General features: G+C 72.6%; 13 protein-coding genes. 8 read left to right on the top strand and 5 right to left on the bottom strand.

Going from position 1 to position 14229, the window contains the following annotated elements:
- Positions 1 to 50: 50 nt before the first annotated feature.
- The 4 genes from pdhA to ACSJDX_RS12920 all read left to right on the top strand — a co-directional run bounded on the left by pdhA (position 51) and on the right by ACSJDX_RS12920 (position 5533).
- The gene (gene pdhA, locus ACSJDX_RS12935) at positions 51 to 1190 is read left to right on the top strand and encodes a pyruvate dehydrogenase (acetyl-transferring) E1 component subunit alpha (RefSeq protein WP_438353064.1); all 1140 of its coding nucleotides are present in this window, start codon (positions 51 to 53) and stop codon (positions 1188 to 1190) included.
- A complete protein-coding gene (locus tag ACSJDX_RS12930) occupies positions 1187 to 2218 on the top strand; it encodes an alpha-ketoacid dehydrogenase subunit beta (RefSeq protein ID WP_438353063.1) in 1032 nt (343 codons plus the stop codon). Before pdhA ends, ACSJDX_RS12930 begins: the two co-directional genes overlap by 4 nt.
- Positions 2215 to 3597 (top strand): dihydrolipoamide acetyltransferase family protein, encoded by a 1383-nt coding sequence (locus ACSJDX_RS12925; protein WP_438353062.1) that lies wholly within the window; start codon positions 2215 to 2217, stop codon positions 3595 to 3597. The genes ACSJDX_RS12930 and ACSJDX_RS12925 overlap by 4 nt, the downstream gene beginning before the upstream one ends.
- Positions 3598 to 3934: 337 nt before the next feature.
- Positions 3935 to 5533, top strand: a complete 1599-nt coding sequence (locus ACSJDX_RS12920) for a DEAD/DEAH box helicase (RefSeq protein WP_438353061.1) — start codon at positions 3935 to 3937, stop codon at positions 5531 to 5533.
- A 54-nt stretch (positions 5534 to 5587) separates the two neighbouring features.
- Here ACSJDX_RS12920 and ACSJDX_RS12915 read toward each other — a convergent pair whose 3' ends face one another.
- Complete coding sequence (locus tag ACSJDX_RS12915) at positions 5588 to 6184, bottom strand: SACE_7040 family transcriptional regulator (protein ID WP_438353060.1); 597 nt, start codon at positions 6182 to 6184, stop codon at positions 5588 to 5590.
- Positions 6185 to 6332: 148 nt separating this feature from the next.
- On the opposite strand from ACSJDX_RS12915, the gene ACSJDX_RS12910 reads away from it, so the two are divergent.
- Together ACSJDX_RS12910 and ACSJDX_RS12905 are read left to right on the top strand one after the other, a co-directional pair.
- Positions 6333 to 7481, top strand: coding sequence for an acyl-CoA dehydrogenase family protein (locus tag ACSJDX_RS12910; RefSeq protein ID WP_438353059.1), 1149 nt, complete (start codon positions 6333 to 6335; stop codon positions 7479 to 7481).
- 22 nt (positions 7482 to 7503) lie between these two features.
- The gene (locus ACSJDX_RS12905) at positions 7504 to 8304 is read left to right on the top strand and encodes an HpcH/HpaI aldolase/citrate lyase family protein (RefSeq protein WP_438354990.1); all 801 of its coding nucleotides are present in this window, start codon (positions 7504 to 7506) and stop codon (positions 8302 to 8304) included.
- Between the two features lie 6 nt (positions 8305 to 8310).
- Here the strand turns inward: ACSJDX_RS12905 and ACSJDX_RS12900 are convergent, their stop codons facing one another.
- From ACSJDX_RS12900 to ACSJDX_RS12890, 3 genes are read right to left on the bottom strand one after another with little or no spacing between them, the layout of a single operon-like run.
- Positions 8311 to 8664 carry an iron chaperone gene (locus ACSJDX_RS12900; protein WP_438353058.1) on the bottom strand — a complete coding sequence of 118 codons (354 nt, stop codon included), beginning with the start codon at positions 8662 to 8664 and terminating at the stop codon, positions 8311 to 8313.
- Between the two features lie 10 nt (positions 8665 to 8674).
- On the bottom strand, positions 8675 to 9280 hold the full coding sequence (locus ACSJDX_RS12895; RefSeq protein ID WP_438353057.1) for a histidine phosphatase family protein: 606 nt from the start codon (positions 9278 to 9280) through the stop codon (positions 8675 to 8677).
- 58 nt (positions 9281 to 9338) lie between these two features.
- A complete protein-coding gene (locus tag ACSJDX_RS12890) occupies positions 9339 to 10187 on the bottom strand; it encodes a Sir2 family NAD-dependent protein deacetylase (protein WP_438353056.1) in 849 nt (282 codons plus the stop codon).
- A gap of 89 nt (positions 10188 to 10276) precedes the next feature.
- Here ACSJDX_RS12890 and ACSJDX_RS12885 point away from each other — a divergent pair, with 89 nt between their 5' ends.
- Complete coding sequence (locus tag ACSJDX_RS12885) at positions 10277 to 11083, top strand: TrmH family RNA methyltransferase (protein ID WP_438353055.1); 807 nt, start codon at positions 10277 to 10279, stop codon at positions 11081 to 11083.
- On the opposite strand, the gene ACSJDX_RS12880 is transcribed toward ACSJDX_RS12885, so the two are convergent.
- On the bottom strand, positions 11080 to 11928 hold the full coding sequence (locus ACSJDX_RS12880; RefSeq protein ID WP_438353054.1) for an SGNH/GDSL hydrolase family protein: 849 nt from the start codon (positions 11926 to 11928) through the stop codon (positions 11080 to 11082). The two genes, ACSJDX_RS12885 and ACSJDX_RS12880, sit on opposite strands and share 4 nt — an antisense overlap.
- A gap of 154 nt (positions 11929 to 12082) precedes the next feature.
- On the opposite strand from ACSJDX_RS12880, the gene ACSJDX_RS12875 reads away from it, so the two are divergent.
- Entirely contained in the window at positions 12083 to 13999 is a 1917-nt protein-coding gene (locus tag ACSJDX_RS12875; RefSeq protein ID WP_438353053.1) for a DEAD/DEAH box helicase, read from the top strand.
- Positions 14000 to 14229: the final 230 nt, after the last annotated feature.

The following is a 14229-nucleotide window of genomic DNA, read 5'->3' as shown; positions in this document are numbered from 1 at the left end:
CGGCGCTCGTTGCGGGATCGCCCCACGAAGGCATCCCGCCACCCGGAGGGATGACGATGATGCACACCCTGACACCCCTGGCTGACGCCGCAGCCGACGTCGACGACGTCGCCCGGCTGGTCACCGCGGACGGCGAACGGATCGCGGATGCCGACCTCGACCCCTGGATCGCCGACGTCGGGGTCGACACGCTCCGCGGCCTCTACCGCGACATGGTGCTCGTGCGCCGCATCGACACCGAGGGCGTCGCGCTGCAGCGGCAGGGACAGCTCGGCCTGTGGGCGCCGTGCAACGGCCAGGAGGCCGTGCAGATCGGCACCGCCCGCGCGCTGCGCGCCGACGACTTCGCGTTCCCCAGCTACCGCGAGATCGGCGTCCAGTACGCCCGCGGCGCACGCCCTGCCGACTACGTGGTCGCGTGGCGTGGCGAGGAGCACTCCACCTACGACCCGTACGTCATCAACACCGCCGTTCCGCAGATCATCATCGGAGCGCAGACGCTGCACGCCGTCGGCTACGCGATGGGCATCCAGCGCGACGGCACCGACCAGGCGGCCGCGGCCTACTTCGGCGACGGCGCGACCAGCCAGGGCGACGTCAACGAGGCGATGATCTTCGCATCGTCGTTCGGCGCGCCGATGGTGTTCGTCTGCTCCAACAACCAGTGGGCGATCTCGGAGCCGGTCACCGTCCAGGCGAAGTTCCCGATCGCGGGTCGCGCCCCGGGCTTCGGCATCCCGAGCATGCGCGTCGACGGCAACGACGTGCTCGCGTGCCTCGCCGCGATGCGGTGGGCACTCGATCACGCCCGCAGCGGGCGCGGCCCCGCGTTCATCGAGGCCGTGACCTACCGGATGGGCCCGCACACGACCTCCGACGACCCGACGCGCTATCGCGACAAGGACGAGCTCGAGCGGTGGCGCCGGCGCGACCCGATCGCACGCGTCGAGGCCCTCCTGTGCGCCCGCGACGGATTCGACGACGCGTTCGCGGCCGAGGTGGCCGCCGACGCGGATGCGCTCGCCGCGGAGGTGCGCGCGGCCTGCCTGGGCGCGCCGTCGCGCGCTCCGCTCACCATCCTCGACAACGTGTACGCCGAACCGCACTCCGGGCTCGACGCTCAGCGCGCGAGCTTCGGCGCCTACCTCGACTCGTTCGCCGACGCCGCAGTCGAGGGGGAGGGACGATGAGCCTCCTCACGATGGGCAAGGCTCTCAACGAGGGTTTGCGCCGGGCCATGGCCGACGACCCGAAGGTGCTCGTGATGGGCGAGGACATCGGCAAGCTCGGCGGGGTGTTCCGCATCACCGACGGTCTGCTCGACCAGTTCGGCGCCGCTCGGGTGGTCGACACGCCGCTGGCCGAATCCGGCATCGTCGGCACGGCCGTGGGTCTCGCCTATCGGGGCTATCGCCCGGTCGTCGAGATCCAGTTCGACGGATTCGTCTACCCGGCGTTCGACCAGATCGTGTGCCAGGTCGCCAAGCTGCACTACCGCACGCAGGGTCGCGTGAAGATGCCGATCACCATCCGCATCCCGTGGGCCGGCGGCGTGGGCGCCGCCGAGCACCACTCCGAGTCGCCCGAGGCCTACTTCGTGCACACCTCGGGCCTGCGGGTCGTCGCCGTCTCCAACCCGCAGGACGCCTACGTCATGCTCCGTCAGGCGATCGCCTCCGACGACCCCGTCGTCTTCTTCGAGCCGAAGCGCCTGTACCACTCCAAGGGCGAGGTCGATCTCGACGTCGACCTCGCCGACGCCGCGCCGATGGGCCTGGCGCGGGTGGCCCGCGAGGGCGACGACGTCACCCTCCTCACCTACGGCGCGCAGGTGGCGACCGCGCTCGATGCCGCGACCGCCGCCGAGGACGACGGCGTCTCGATCGAGGTGATCGACCTCCGCTCGCTGTCGCCGGTGGACTACCGCACGATCGAGGCATCCGTCCGTCGCACCGGCCGCGTCGTGGTCACGCACGAGGCGGCCCGCGAGGCGGGCGTCGGCGCCGAGCTGATCGCGAGCGTCACCGAGCGCTGCTTCAACTACCTCGAGGCGGCGCCGGTGCGGGTCACCGGCCACGACGTCCCGTACCCGCCGGCGAAGCTCGAGAAGCACCATCTGCCCGACCTCGACCGGATCCTCGACGCCGTCGATCGCGTGCTCGATCGGCCGAACAGCCAGAGCGTGCTCGACGACGCCGTGAACGGGGCGTCGCGATGATCGAGGACTTCCGCCTCCCCGACCTCGGCGAAGGGCTTCCCGAGGCCGAGCTCGTCGCCTGGGCGGTCGCCGAGGGCGACACCGTCACGCTCAATCAGACGATCGCCGAGGTCGAGACGGCCAAGGCCGTCGTCGAACTGCCGTCGCCGTTCGCCGGCGTCGTGAAGACGCTGCACCACGCCGCGGGCGACGTGATCGAGGTCGGCTCCGTGCTCATCTCGTTCGACCTCCCGGGGGGAGGCGGCTCGCCGGCGGCACCCGTCACAGCCGTCGCCGAGGCGCCCGAGGTCGACGCCGAGGCCGAGAAGGCGCAGCCGAATCTCGTCGGCTACGGCGCCGCACCGCGCAGTGCGGGTCGACCGCAGCGCCGGGCACGCGCGGTGGGGACGTCGGCGTCCACCGACACCGCGGTGCTCGAGGCGGCGCCGCACGATGTGCTGCGCGAGCGCGCGACGGCGCACGACCTCGACGAGCGCCTGCGCGAGCGGCCCCGATCCACCCCGCCGGTGCGCAAGTTCGCGAAGGACCACGGCGTGGACCTCGCGCTGGTCACCGGCAGCGGGACGTCGGGACTCATCACCCGTGCCGACGTCGAGGACTACGTGCGGCGCGTGGAGGGTGCCGTGGCGGTTCCAGATGTTGCAGCATCCGCGGTGCCCGCGACGCGAGCCAATGACGCCCGCACGACGCGCACGCCGATCCGGGGCGTGCGCAAGCACACCGCGGCGGCGATGGTGCGCTCCGCGTTCACGGCCCCGCACGTCACGACGTTCCTCACCGTCGATGTGACGCCCACGATGGAGCTCGTCGCGGCGCTGAAGGCCGACCGGGCACTCGAGGGTCACCGCGTCGGCGTGATGGCCGTCGCGGCCAAGGCCGTATGCCTCGCCCTCGGCCGGCACCCGGAGCTGAACTCGGCGTGGGACGAGGCGGCCGGCGAGATCGTGACCCACCACTACGTGAACCTCGGCATCGCGGCGGCGACGGACCGCGGGCTCGTGGTGCCGAACGTCCGCGACGCGCACGAGCTCACGCTCGTGGAGCTCGCCGACGCGATCCGAGACCTGGCCGCCACGGCTCGTGCGGGTCGCACCGCCCCAGCCGACATGAGCGGGGGCACGTTCTCGATCACGAATGTGGGCGTGTTCGGCGTCGATGCGGGCACGCCGATCCTCAACCCGGGCGAAGCCGGCATCCTCGCGCTCGGCGCGGTGCGCCGCCAGCCGTGGGAGCACCACGGTGAGATCGCGCTGCGGGACGTCATGACCCTGGCGCTGTCGTTCGACCACCGCCTCGTCGACGGCGAGCAGGGATCGCGCTTCCTCACGGCCGTCGGCGGCGTGCTCGCCGAGCCCGGACGGGCGATGCTGCTGCGCTGACCTGCGGGACCGCACTCACCCGGCGCACACGGCCCCCGGCTCCTCACCGGAGGGGCCGTGCGCGTCGGGTGAGCCGTCGTGTCGGCGGCGATGTCGCATGATCGGGTAGACTCAGAGCACTTGAGAGCCCATTGCGGGCTCCCTGCGTCGTCAGAACGCTCCTCTTCACCCCGCGGCCGGCTCCGGCCCCGCGCGGCGGAAACCTTCTCACGGCGAACGGATGCGCCGACCGGCGCCTTCGCCACCCGCCGATCGCGTCGACAGCGCCGCGTCGGTGCACGACCGTGCCGCTCCCGGGAGCGTCGCGGTCCGTGCCGCCTGCCCGAAAGGCCACCCCATGTCCTCCGACACCACCACCTTCGCCGATCTCGGCGTACCCGCACCCCTGGTGCGCGTCCTCGCCGATCAGGGCAAGACCGCCCCGTTCCCGATCCAGCTCGACACGCTCCCCGACACCCTCGGCGGGCGCGACGTGCTCGGCCGCGGGAAGACGGGCTCCGGCAAGACCCTCGCCTTCTCCATCCCGATGGTCGCCCGCCTGGGCGGCACGCTCGCCGGCGGCACGCGCCGCGCCGGCCGGCCGCTGGGTCTCGTGCTCGCCCCGACCCGCGAGCTCGCGACCCAGATCGACGCCGTGCTCGCGCCGCTCGCCGCCGCCTACGGGCTCAAGACGACGACCATCTACGGCGGGGTCAGCCAGAAGCGTCAGGTCGACGCCCTCAACGCCGGCGTCGACATCGTCGTGGCGTGCCCCGGTCGCCTGGAAGACCTGCTGAATCAGCGGCATCTCACCCTCGACGCCGTCGAGATCACCGTGCTCGACGAAGCCGACCACATGGCCGACCTCGGCTTCCTGCCGGTGGTCACCCGCATCCTCGACAAGACCCCGCGGGGCGGTCAGCGCCTGCTGTTCTCGGCGACCCTCGACAACGGGGTCGACAAGCTGGTGAACCGCTTCCTGCAGAACCAGGTGCTGCACTCCGTCGACGAGGCCAACTCGCCCGTCGCGGCGATGACCCACCACGTGTTCGAGACGGCCGACGTCGAGACCAAGAAGGACCTCGTGAAGGCGCTCGCGAGCGGCCGTGGCCGCCGCATCCTGTTCATGCGCACGAAGCACCACGCCAAGAAGCTCGCCAAGCAGCTCACCGACCAGGGCATCCCCGCGGTCGATCTGCACGGCAATCTCTCGCAGCCGCAGCGCGACCGAAACCTCGCGGCGTTCGGCGACGGCTCGGTGCGCGTGCTGGTGGCCACGGATGTCGCGGCGCGCGGTGTGCACGTCGACGACGTCGAGCTCGTGGTGCACGTCGACCCGCCCATGGAGCACAAGGCGTACCTGCACCGCTCGGGCCGCACGGCCCGTGCCGGCAGCGCCGGAGACGTGGTGACGGTGATGCTTCCGACGCAGCGCAAGGACACCCAGGCGCTGCTGCGCAAGGCGGCCATCTCGGTCACGCCGGTGTCGGTCTCGCACGATTCGCCGGCCGTGACCGCGCTCGTCGGTCCCGCCGCGGAGTACGTGACTCCGCAGCCGAAGTCCGCCCAGCCGCAGGGCGGTCGCGGACAGGGCGGCGGTGGACGCTCGCAGGGCGCGAACGCCCAGCGCAAGCGCGCCGCACGCGGCGGAGAGGCCGGCCGTGGTGACGGTGGTCGCGGCGACGGCGGTCGCGGCGGCGAGCGCTCGGGTGCCGCTGTCGGCGGCGGTCGCTCGGGCGGTTCCGGCCGCGCGGGCGGTCGCGGGGCGGCGCAGGGTGCCCCGGCACGCTCCGGCGGCGCCGGCCAGGGTCGCTCCGGCGGCGCCGGCCAGGGCCGATCGGGTGCGGCGTCGTCCGGACAGGGCGGTCGCTCCGGCGCCGGCCGTTCGGGCGGTATCCGCGTGGGCGACGTGGTGCGCGGCAACGGCACCCGCACCAACCGTCGCGCCCAGGGCTGACCCGTTCCGTTCCCCGCCGCGCTCATCGGGCGGCGGGGGAGCGGATGCCTCGGCTCACGCGGTCAGCGCGGCCAGGGCCATCGACTCGAGGATGCCGCGCACGGTGCTGTCGGCGGGAGCGCCGCGCAGACCGCGCACGCTGTGCGGCGTGGAGTTGATGAGGCCGAAGCAGGCGTGCGCCCGCACGCGCAGATCGTTCTCCCCGCGACCGGGGTGCAGGCGTCCGAGCACGGCGACCCACACGTCGACGTAGTCGCGCTGCAGGCGGCGCACCCGGTGGCGATCGGTCTCGCTGAGGCTGCCCAGATCGCGGTCCTGCACCCGGATCACGTCGGCGTCGCTGAGCGCGAAGTCCACGTGGAACCGCACCAGGGCGGCCAGCTGCTCGCCCGGGTCGTCGGAGGCATCCTGCACCGCGTGCCCGCCGTCGCGCAGGCGTTCGCTGACCCGCAGCAGGATCGCGCCCAGCAGCGCCTGCTTGTTGGCGAAATGGCGGTAGACCGCCGGACCACTGACGCCCACGGCCGCGCCGAGCTCTTCCAGGCTGACGCCGGTGAAACCGCGCTCGGCGAACAGGCGGGCGGCTTCGCGCAGGAGCGCGGTCTGCCGGCCGGCCTTGGCGCGATTCCGTTCGGTGAGGTCGCTTGTCATTCCAGTTAACCCCCGCTAACCTGTAATTCCGGTTAGTGAACACTAACCGGTTCCGTTCCGCCGGCTCAACCGGCGTGACCGTATCGTGACGTCGACGACGACCCGCCCGTGTGCGCGTCGTCGCGCAGCATCCACCGGCAGGAGACGCATGGACTACGAGCTGACCGAGGACGAGCGCGAGCTCGCCGCCCTCGTGCGCGCATTCGCCGACGAGGTGGTCGCCCCGCAGGCGTACGAGGCCGATCGCACGCACACGCTTCCCCTCGGGGTCGTGGCGCAGATGGGGGAGATGGGCCTGTTCGGGCTGCCGTTCCCCGAGGAGTACGGCGGTCAGGGCGGCGACTACTTCGCGCTGTGCCTGGCGATCGAGGCGCTCGGCCGGGTCGATCAGTCGATCGCGATCACCCTGGAGGCGGGGGTGAGCCTCGGCGCGATGCCGGTCTTCCGCTTCGGCACCGAGGAGCAGAAGCGTGCGCTCCTGCCCGATCTGCTCGCCGGCACCGCCCTGGCGGGGTTCGGGCTCACCGAGCCCGAAGCGGGCTCCGACGCGGGAGCGACCCGCACGACCGCGCGGCTCGACGGCGACGAGTGGGTCATCGACGGGGCCAAGCAGTTCATCACCAACTCCGGCACGGCGATCACCCGCTTCGTCACGGTGACCGCCGTCACCGGGGAGAAGGACGGTCGCAAGGAGATCTCGACGATCATCGTCCCGCACGGCACGCCCGGCTTCACGGTCGAGCCGGCTTACGACAAGGTCGGCTGGCACGCCTCCGACACGCACCCGCTGTCGTTCTCCGGCGCCCGGGTGCCGGCGGCGAATCTGCTCGGCGAGCGCGGGCGCGGGTTCGCGAACTTCCTGCACATCCTCGACGAGGGGCGCATCGCGATCGCGGCGCTGTCGACGGGAGCGGCGGAGGGATGCCTCGAGGCGGCCATCGACTACGCGGGGACGCGCCGGGTGTTCGGGGAGCCGCTCTCCTCTCGCCAGAACGTGCAGTTCACCATCGCCCGCATGCAGCTGCGGGTGCACAACGCCCGACTCGCGTGGCACCACGCCGCGCGTCTCCGCGACGCCGGCAAGCCGTTCAAGACCGAGGCGGCGCTGGCCAAGCTCACCGCCAGCGACGCCGCGATGGACAACGCCCGCGACGCCACCCAGATCTTCGGCGGCAACGGATTCATGAACGAGTACCCCGTCGCGCGGCACTACCGCGACTCGAAGATCCTCGAGATCGGCGAGGGCACGAGCGAGGTGCAGCTGCTCGTGATCGCCCGCGCCCTCGGGGTAGCGTGAGAGCGTGACCTCGACCTTCACGATGGGCCCGGCGCTCCTGTTCTGCCCCGCCGATCGACCCGAGCGCTTCGCCAAGGCGATGGAGCGGGCCGACGCGGTCATCCTCGACCTGGAGGACGCCGTCGGAGCGGGCCGCAAGTCCGTCGCCCGGGGCGCGCTCATCGAGTCCGAGCTCGATCCGGCACGGGTGATCGTGCGGGTCAACCCGCCGGGCACCGACGCGTTCCTGTCCGACCTCGCCACGCTCTCGCAGACGGATTACCGCACCGTCATGGTCGCCAAAGCGGAGAGCGCGAAGTCGCTCAAGGCGTTCGACAGCCGCTTCTCGCTGATCGCCCTCTGCGAGACGGCCAAGGGCGTCGCCGCCGCCGAGAAGATCGGGGCCTCCGCGCAGGTCACCGCGCTGATGTGGGGCGCCGAGGACCTCGTGGCGAGCATCGGCGGGACCTCCAGTCGCAAGCCGAACGGCCGCTACCGCGACGTCGCGCGCTACGCCCGGTCCCGCGTGCTGCTCGCGGCGGCTGCGGCCGGCAAGGCCGCGATCGACGCGGTGCACCTCGACATCACCGACACGAAGGGGCTCGCCAGCGAGGCGAGGGATGCCGCGGCATCCGGATTCTCGGCCACCGCCTGCATCCATCCCGGCCAGGTCTCCGTCATCCGAGACGCCTACGCGCCCGACGCCAAGACGCTGTCGTGGGCCCGCGCGGTGCTGGAGCAGGCGCGCACGCGCCCGGGGGTGTTCGCCTTCCAGGGGCGCATGGTCGACGAGCCCGTGCTGCGACACGCGCGTGCCGCGGTCTCCCGCGCCGAGCGGGCCTGAGACCCGTCAGCCCGCGGTCCGCAGCGCGACGATCGCCGCGGCGACCCGCCCGACGAGGTCGAAGGGCAGGGGAGCGGTGTGCGGGAACACCACGGAGTCCTTCTCGGTGCGGTGCGGGGCGATCTCGGCCTCGAGCGGCTCGGGCAGCGCCGGCACCGGATAGAGGCCGATGTGCTTCTTCCAGCCTGCGAAGTGCAGCGCGTAGCGTCCGCCGAGCATGACGGCCGGCATTCCGTACCGGATGCGCTCCTCGGGCTCGGGCACCTCGGCCTCGATGACCTCGCGCACCTTCTGCAGGCGCTCGGCGACCTCGGGCGGGAACCCCGAGATGTACGCGTCGACGGTGGCGGGAGCGGGCATGTCCCTCAGGCTAGGCGACGGCGCTGATCGGTGTCAGCATCGTGAGCCGATCGCGCTCGAACAGGATCGGGTGCGCCGAGCCGTTCGCAAGCCGCTGACCGGGCACGGGGTAGGCGCCGGCGCTCGCGTGGCGGAGCACCTCGCGGATGAGGGCGCCGTGGCTGACGAGGACGACGGATGCCGCGCCCGGCCCGGTCGCGCGACGGGCGTCGTCGACGACGGTGCGGATCCCCGTGAGCGCGCGGCTGCGCAGGTCGGCCCATGGCTCGGCGCCGGGCACCTCGGCGGTGTGCCAGTCACCCCATCGCGCCGCGAACTCGGTGCTGTCGATGCCCTCGGCCTCGCCGTAGGAGCGCTCGCGCAGCGCCGGGTACAGCCGCGGCGCGGCGGCACCCAGCTCGGCGGCGATGATCTCGGCCGTCTCCCGGGCACGGGAGAGGTCGCTCGCGGCGACGACGATCGGATGCCGCGCGTCGAGGGTCTCGCGCAAGTGCAGCGCGGCCTCCTGCGCCTGCTGTCGGCCGGTGTCGTTGAGCGGGATGTCGGTGCTGCCCTGGATGCGCCGGTCGCGGTTCCAGTCGGTCTCGCCGTGGCGGATGAGGATCAGCTGCGTCACGGATCGAGCCTAATCGGCGCGCGAGGGTCGGCGTTCACAGGGCCGCCGCCCGCGAGGGTCAGCGCGTGGGAAGCGCTGCGGCCATCGCCGTGAGCACCTCGCTCGCACCGCCGTCGATCTTGACGGTGGCCCGGCTGTCGGCGCGCGTGTCGCCGCGGTTGACAATGACCACCGGCATCCGTCGACGTCGCGCGCGTTCGACCAGCCGGATGCCCGAATTGACCACCAACGACGAGCCGGCCACGAGCAGCGCCTCGCTGGTGTGCACGAGCTGCTCCGCCTCGCGGAACTTCTCCGCCGGGATGTACTCGCCGAAGAAGACGACGTCGGGCTTGAGCATGCCACCGCACACGCTGCACTCCGGCACGACGAAGTCATCGGCGCTCTCGGGGCGCACGTCGCCGTCGGGTCCGAGCAGCACCTCCTCATCTACCCGGATCCAGGGGTTGTCGGCCTCGACCCGGGCGGCGAGGTCACGGCGGTCGAACACCTGCCCGCAGTGCGTGCAGAAGACCCGCCGCATCGTGCCGTGGAGCTCGACGACGCGGCGGCTGCCCGCGCGCACGTGCAGGCCGTCGACATTCTGCGTGATCACGCCGGTGGCCACTCCCGAGGTCTCCAGCGCCGCGACCGCGGAGTGGCCGGTGTTGGGCTCGGCGGCGGCGAAGGTGCGCCAGCCCAGGTGGCTGCCCACCCAGTAGCGGCGGCGCAGCCGCTCGTCGCCCAGGAACTGCTCGACGGTCATCGGTGTGCGCGTCGGGGCGCCCTGGCCGCGATAGTCGGGGATCCCGGAGTCGGTGGACACACCCGCTCCGGTGAGGATCGCGATGCGCCGACCGGCGAGGGCGTCGAGGGCGCGATCGAGCTGAGCGGCCGTCTCGGCGTCCAGCGCCACGGTGGTCTCCATGCGCACCCCCTCCTGAGGTCCGAGTGTACGTCGCACGCTTTGCGGGCATGTTACGGCCCGACCGCCTGCGACCTGGGAGAGTGGAGCGGATGGACACCCGCATCGAGCACATCGGCGATCCCGCCGACCCGCGCCTGGCCGACTACCGGGACCTGACGGACGTCGTGCTGCGCCGCGTGAGCGAGCCCGCCGGCGGCCTCTACATCGCCGAGTCGGCGAAGGTGCTCGCGCGGGCCCTGGCCGCCGGGCACCGCCCCCGGTCGGTGCTCGTGCAGGAGAAGTGGGCGGACGAGGCATCCACTCTGCTCGCTGGGATCGACGCGCCGGTGTACGTGACGTCCGCCGACATCGCCGAGCAGCTCACCGGCTACGCGGTGCATCGGGGCATCCTCGCCGCCATGCACCGCCCCGCGCTGCCGACGGTCGCCGAGACGGTCGCGGGCGCCCGGACGGTGCTGGTGCTGGAGGACCTGGTCGATCACACCAACGTCGGTGCCGCCTTCCGCGGCGCCGCCGGTCTCGGCGCCGACGCCGTGCTGATCTCGCCGCGCTGCGCCGATCCGCTCTACCGGCGCAGCGTACGGGTGTCGATGGGCACGGTGTTCCAGGTTCCCTGGACGCGCCTGCCCGAGTGGCCCCAGGCCCGTGCCCAGCTGCACGCGGCCGGGTTCCACCTCGCGGCGCTCGCCCTCGCCGTCGATGCCGTGCCGCTCGACGTCTTCGCCGCGCAGCGGCCCGACCGCGTCGCACTGCTGATGGGGGCGGAGGGCGACGGGCTGTCGCGTGCCGCCCTGGAGGCATCCGACACCGTCGTGACGATCCCGATGGCCGGGGGAGTGGACTCCCTCAACGTCGCCGCGGCGACCGCCGTGACGCTCTGGGCGCTGCGGGCCTAGACCTGCTCGCCGCGCGGGGCGGACGCGTCGGCGCCCGGCGCCAGCGTGATCACCGGCAGCGGCTCGGGACGCTTCGCCGTCACGAGGTCGCCCGACGACTGGTGGCGGAGGCGTCGCAGCACCCAGGGGACGAGGTACTCCCGCGCCCACACCAGATCGACGGAGGCGGCCTCCCGCCACGTGCGCCGCGGGATCGGGTCGGGCTGCATGGGGGCGAGGTCGTTCGCGACGTTCAGGGCGCGCAGCACCATGCGCGCGACCTCGTGGTGTCCGAGGGGGTTGTAGTGCAGCCGGTCGTCGTCGAAGAAGCGCATGTCCTGCACCTCCTTGAGCGCCCACTGGTCGGCGACGATGCAGTCGTACTTCTCGGCGATCGCGCGGATGTTCTCGTTGTAGATCGCGACCTTGCCGCGGATGCCGCGGAAGACCGGCGTGAAGTTCGTGTCGATGCCCGTGAACACCACGACGGTGGCGCCGTCGCCGGACAGGCGCACGACGGCGTCTTCGAACAGCTGGGACACCTCGTCGGGGTCGGTGCCGGGACGGATCACGTCGTTGCCGCCCGCCGAGAACGTGATCAGGTCGGGCTTCAGGGCGATGGCCGGCTCGAGCTGATCGGCGACGATCTGCCGGATCAGCTTGCCGCGCACCGCGAGGTTGGCATAGGCGAAATCGTCCACCTGGGTCGCGAGCACCTCGGCGACGCGGTCGGCCCAGCCGCGGTGCCCGCCCTCGGGCAGAGGGTCGCCGATGCCCTCCGTGAACGAGTCGCCGAGCGCGACGTAGCGGCGCCACGGGTGGGCCACGACGTTCGGGACGTAGGGACTGCGGTGCTCGTCGCTCATGGCATCTGCTCCTGGTTCGTGCCCTGCATCGAGCGTATCGCCGTCACCGGATGACGCGCCCGACCACCGGCCCGATGTCGGTGGGGAGCGTCTATGGTGGATCCTCGTGCTGTCCGCGGCCCACGCCGGCAGCCCGATGCCGGGGAGGGGCGGAATGGACGACACCGCGCTCACCGACACCCCTCAGGATGCTCCCGGCCTCGCGCCCGAGCTGCTGCCCGACGCGCCTCCCGCGCAGCGGCATGCCGAGCCGGGGCACGCCGAGCCGCATATCGGCAGCTTCGCTGCGGAGCACCTCTCGCCGTCGTTCCCGCAGCGCGCCCCGTGGGGCACCGCGCAGCGCCTGCGCGCATGGCAGGCCGAGGCGCTCGACCTGTACTTCTCGCTCGGCGGCCCCGACGGCGAGGGCAAGGGGCCGCGCGACTTCCTCGCCGCCGCGACCCCGGGCGCCGGCAAGACCACGTTCGCCCTCCGGCTCGCGAGCGAGCTGATGCGGCGGGGTGTCGTCGAGCGCATCGTCGTGGTGGCCCCTACCGAGCACCTCAAGACGCAGTGGGCGGATGCCGCGGCCCGCGTCTCGATCCGGCTCGACCCCGCCTTCAGCAACCGTCACTCGGCACCGTCGCGGCACTACCACGGGGTGGCGGTGACCTACGCGCAGGTGGCGGTCAAGGCATCCGTGCACGAGAAGCTGATCCTCGACCGGCGCACGCTGGTGATCCTCGACGAGGTGCACCACGGCGGCGACGCGCTCAGTTGGGGCGACGCCCTGCGTGAGGCCTACCGGCGGGCGACGCGCCGGCTGCTGTTGTCGGGCACGCCGTTCCGCAGCGACACCGCACCGATCCCGTTCGTGGAGTACCACCCCGACGCGAAGGGCATCCGCCTCTCCCGCACCGACTACGCGTACGGGTACCGCCGCGCCCTCGAGGACGGCGTCGTGCGCCCGGTGATCTTCCTGGTCTACGCCGGGCACATGCGCTGGCGCACCAAGACCGGCGACGAGATGGAGGCCCAGCTCGGGCAGGACAACACGAAGGACATCACCTCGCAGGCGTGGCGCACCGCTCTCGACCCGGAGGGGGACTGGATCCCCGCGGTGCTGCGATCGGCCGACCGGCGACTGTCCGAGGTGCGCGAGCAGGTTCCGGATGCCGGGGGGCTGGTGATCGCGACCGATCAGACCGCGGCACGCGCTTACGCCGCCATCCTGGAGTCGATCTCGGGCGAGGCGCCCACGATCGTGCTCTCCGACGAGGCCGAGGCGTCGTCGCGCATCGAGGCGTTCTCGCAGGGCACCTCGCGCTGGATGGTCGCGGTGCGCATGGTCTCGGAGGGCGTCGACGTGCCGCGTCTGGCCGTCGGCGTCTACGCCACCTCCGCCTCGACGCCGCTGTTCTTCGCGCAGGCGATCGGCCGATTCGTGCGCGCGCGTCGCCGCGGCGAGACCGCGAGCGTGTTCCTCCCCAACGTGCCGCAGCTGCTCGCTCTGGCCCACGAGCTCGAGCGGCAGCGCGACCACGCGCTCGACCGCGAGAGCGACGGCGACGAATGGAACGCCGAAGAAGACCTGATGGATGCCGCCGAGCGCGAGGACAAGGCATCCGACGCCCTCACCGAGGAGTTCACCTACCAGGCGCTCGGGTCGATGGCGCATTTCGACCGCGTGATGTTCGACGGGAAGGAGTTCGGGCAGCTCGCCGTCCCGGGAACCCCCGAGGAGGAGGAGTTCCTCGGCCTCCCCGGCCTGCTGGAGCCCGAGCACGTGCACGAGCTGCTGATGCAGCGTCAGGCGCGTCAGGGAAGGCACCGCACCGCCCGTGAGGCGCAGGAGGCGGCCGCGGGGCCCGACGTCGAGCCGGCGCTGCCCGCCGCGCTGCACCGCACGCTCAAGGAGCAGCGCCAGCTGCTCAACAGCCTGGTCGGACTCTATGCGCGGCAGAGCAACGAGCCGCACGGTGCGGTGCACGCCGAGCTGCGCCGACTGTGCGGCGGCCCGGCGGTCGCACAGGCCACGGTGGCACAGCTGCAGACCCGCATCGATCTGCTCCGCTCGCGCGTGCGCTCCTAGCCGCGCCGCCGGCCGTGCCGGGGAGCGGCCGCGAACGCTTCAGGTGTCGCAACACGCGGCGCCGTCGCGCGGGAACCCGCGTGTCGCGACACCCGAGCGGCGCCCGCGCGCGGGACGCCGCGTGTGGCGACACCCGAGCAGCGCCCGCGCGCGGGTGTCGCGTGTCGCGACCCGGGTGTTCCGGCGCCCCGAAATGCTGGCAATCCGCGCCCGGACGCCGGTGATGCACA

Source organism: Microbacterium fluminis, assembly GCF_051549805.1.
Lineage (GTDB): Bacteria > Actinomycetota > Actinomycetes > Actinomycetales > Microbacteriaceae > Microbacterium.
This window is presented reverse-complemented; position numbering and strand designations above follow the sequence as displayed.

Coding starts and splice junctions, on each gene's coding strand:
- pdhA (WP_438353064.1), top strand. CDS start 51: ATGACGATGATGCACACCCTGACACCCCTGGCTGACGCCGCAGCCGAC.
- ACSJDX_RS12930 (WP_438353063.1), top strand. CDS start 1,187: ATGAGCCTCCTCACGATGGGCAAGGCTCTCAACGAGGGTTTGCGCCGG.
- ACSJDX_RS12925 (WP_438353062.1), top strand. CDS start 2,215: ATGATCGAGGACTTCCGCCTCCCCGACCTCGGCGAAGGGCTTCCCGAG.
- ACSJDX_RS12920 (WP_438353061.1), top strand. CDS start 3,935: ATGTCCTCCGACACCACCACCTTCGCCGATCTCGGCGTACCCGCACCC.
- ACSJDX_RS12915 (WP_438353060.1), bottom strand. CDS start 6,184: ATGACAAGCGACCTCACCGAACGGAATCGCGCCAAGGCCGGCCGGCAG.
- ACSJDX_RS12910 (WP_438353059.1), top strand. CDS start 6,333: ATGGACTACGAGCTGACCGAGGACGAGCGCGAGCTCGCCGCCCTCGTG.
- ACSJDX_RS12905 (WP_438354990.1), top strand. CDS start 7,504: ATGGGCCCGGCGCTCCTGTTCTGCCCCGCCGATCGACCCGAGCGCTTC.
- ACSJDX_RS12900 (WP_438353058.1), bottom strand. CDS start 8,664: ATGCCCGCTCCCGCCACCGTCGACGCGTACATCTCGGGGTTCCCGCCC.
- ACSJDX_RS12890 (WP_438353056.1), bottom strand. CDS start 10,187: ATGGAGACCACCGTGGCGCTGGACGCCGAGACGGCCGCTCAGCTCGAT.
- ACSJDX_RS12885 (WP_438353055.1), top strand. CDS start 10,277: ATGGACACCCGCATCGAGCACATCGGCGATCCCGCCGACCCGCGCCTG.
- ACSJDX_RS12880 (WP_438353054.1), bottom strand. CDS start 11,928: ATGAGCGACGAGCACCGCAGTCCCTACGTCCCGAACGTCGTGGCCCAC.
- ACSJDX_RS12875 (WP_438353053.1), top strand. CDS start 12,083: ATGGACGACACCGCGCTCACCGACACCCCTCAGGATGCTCCCGGCCTC.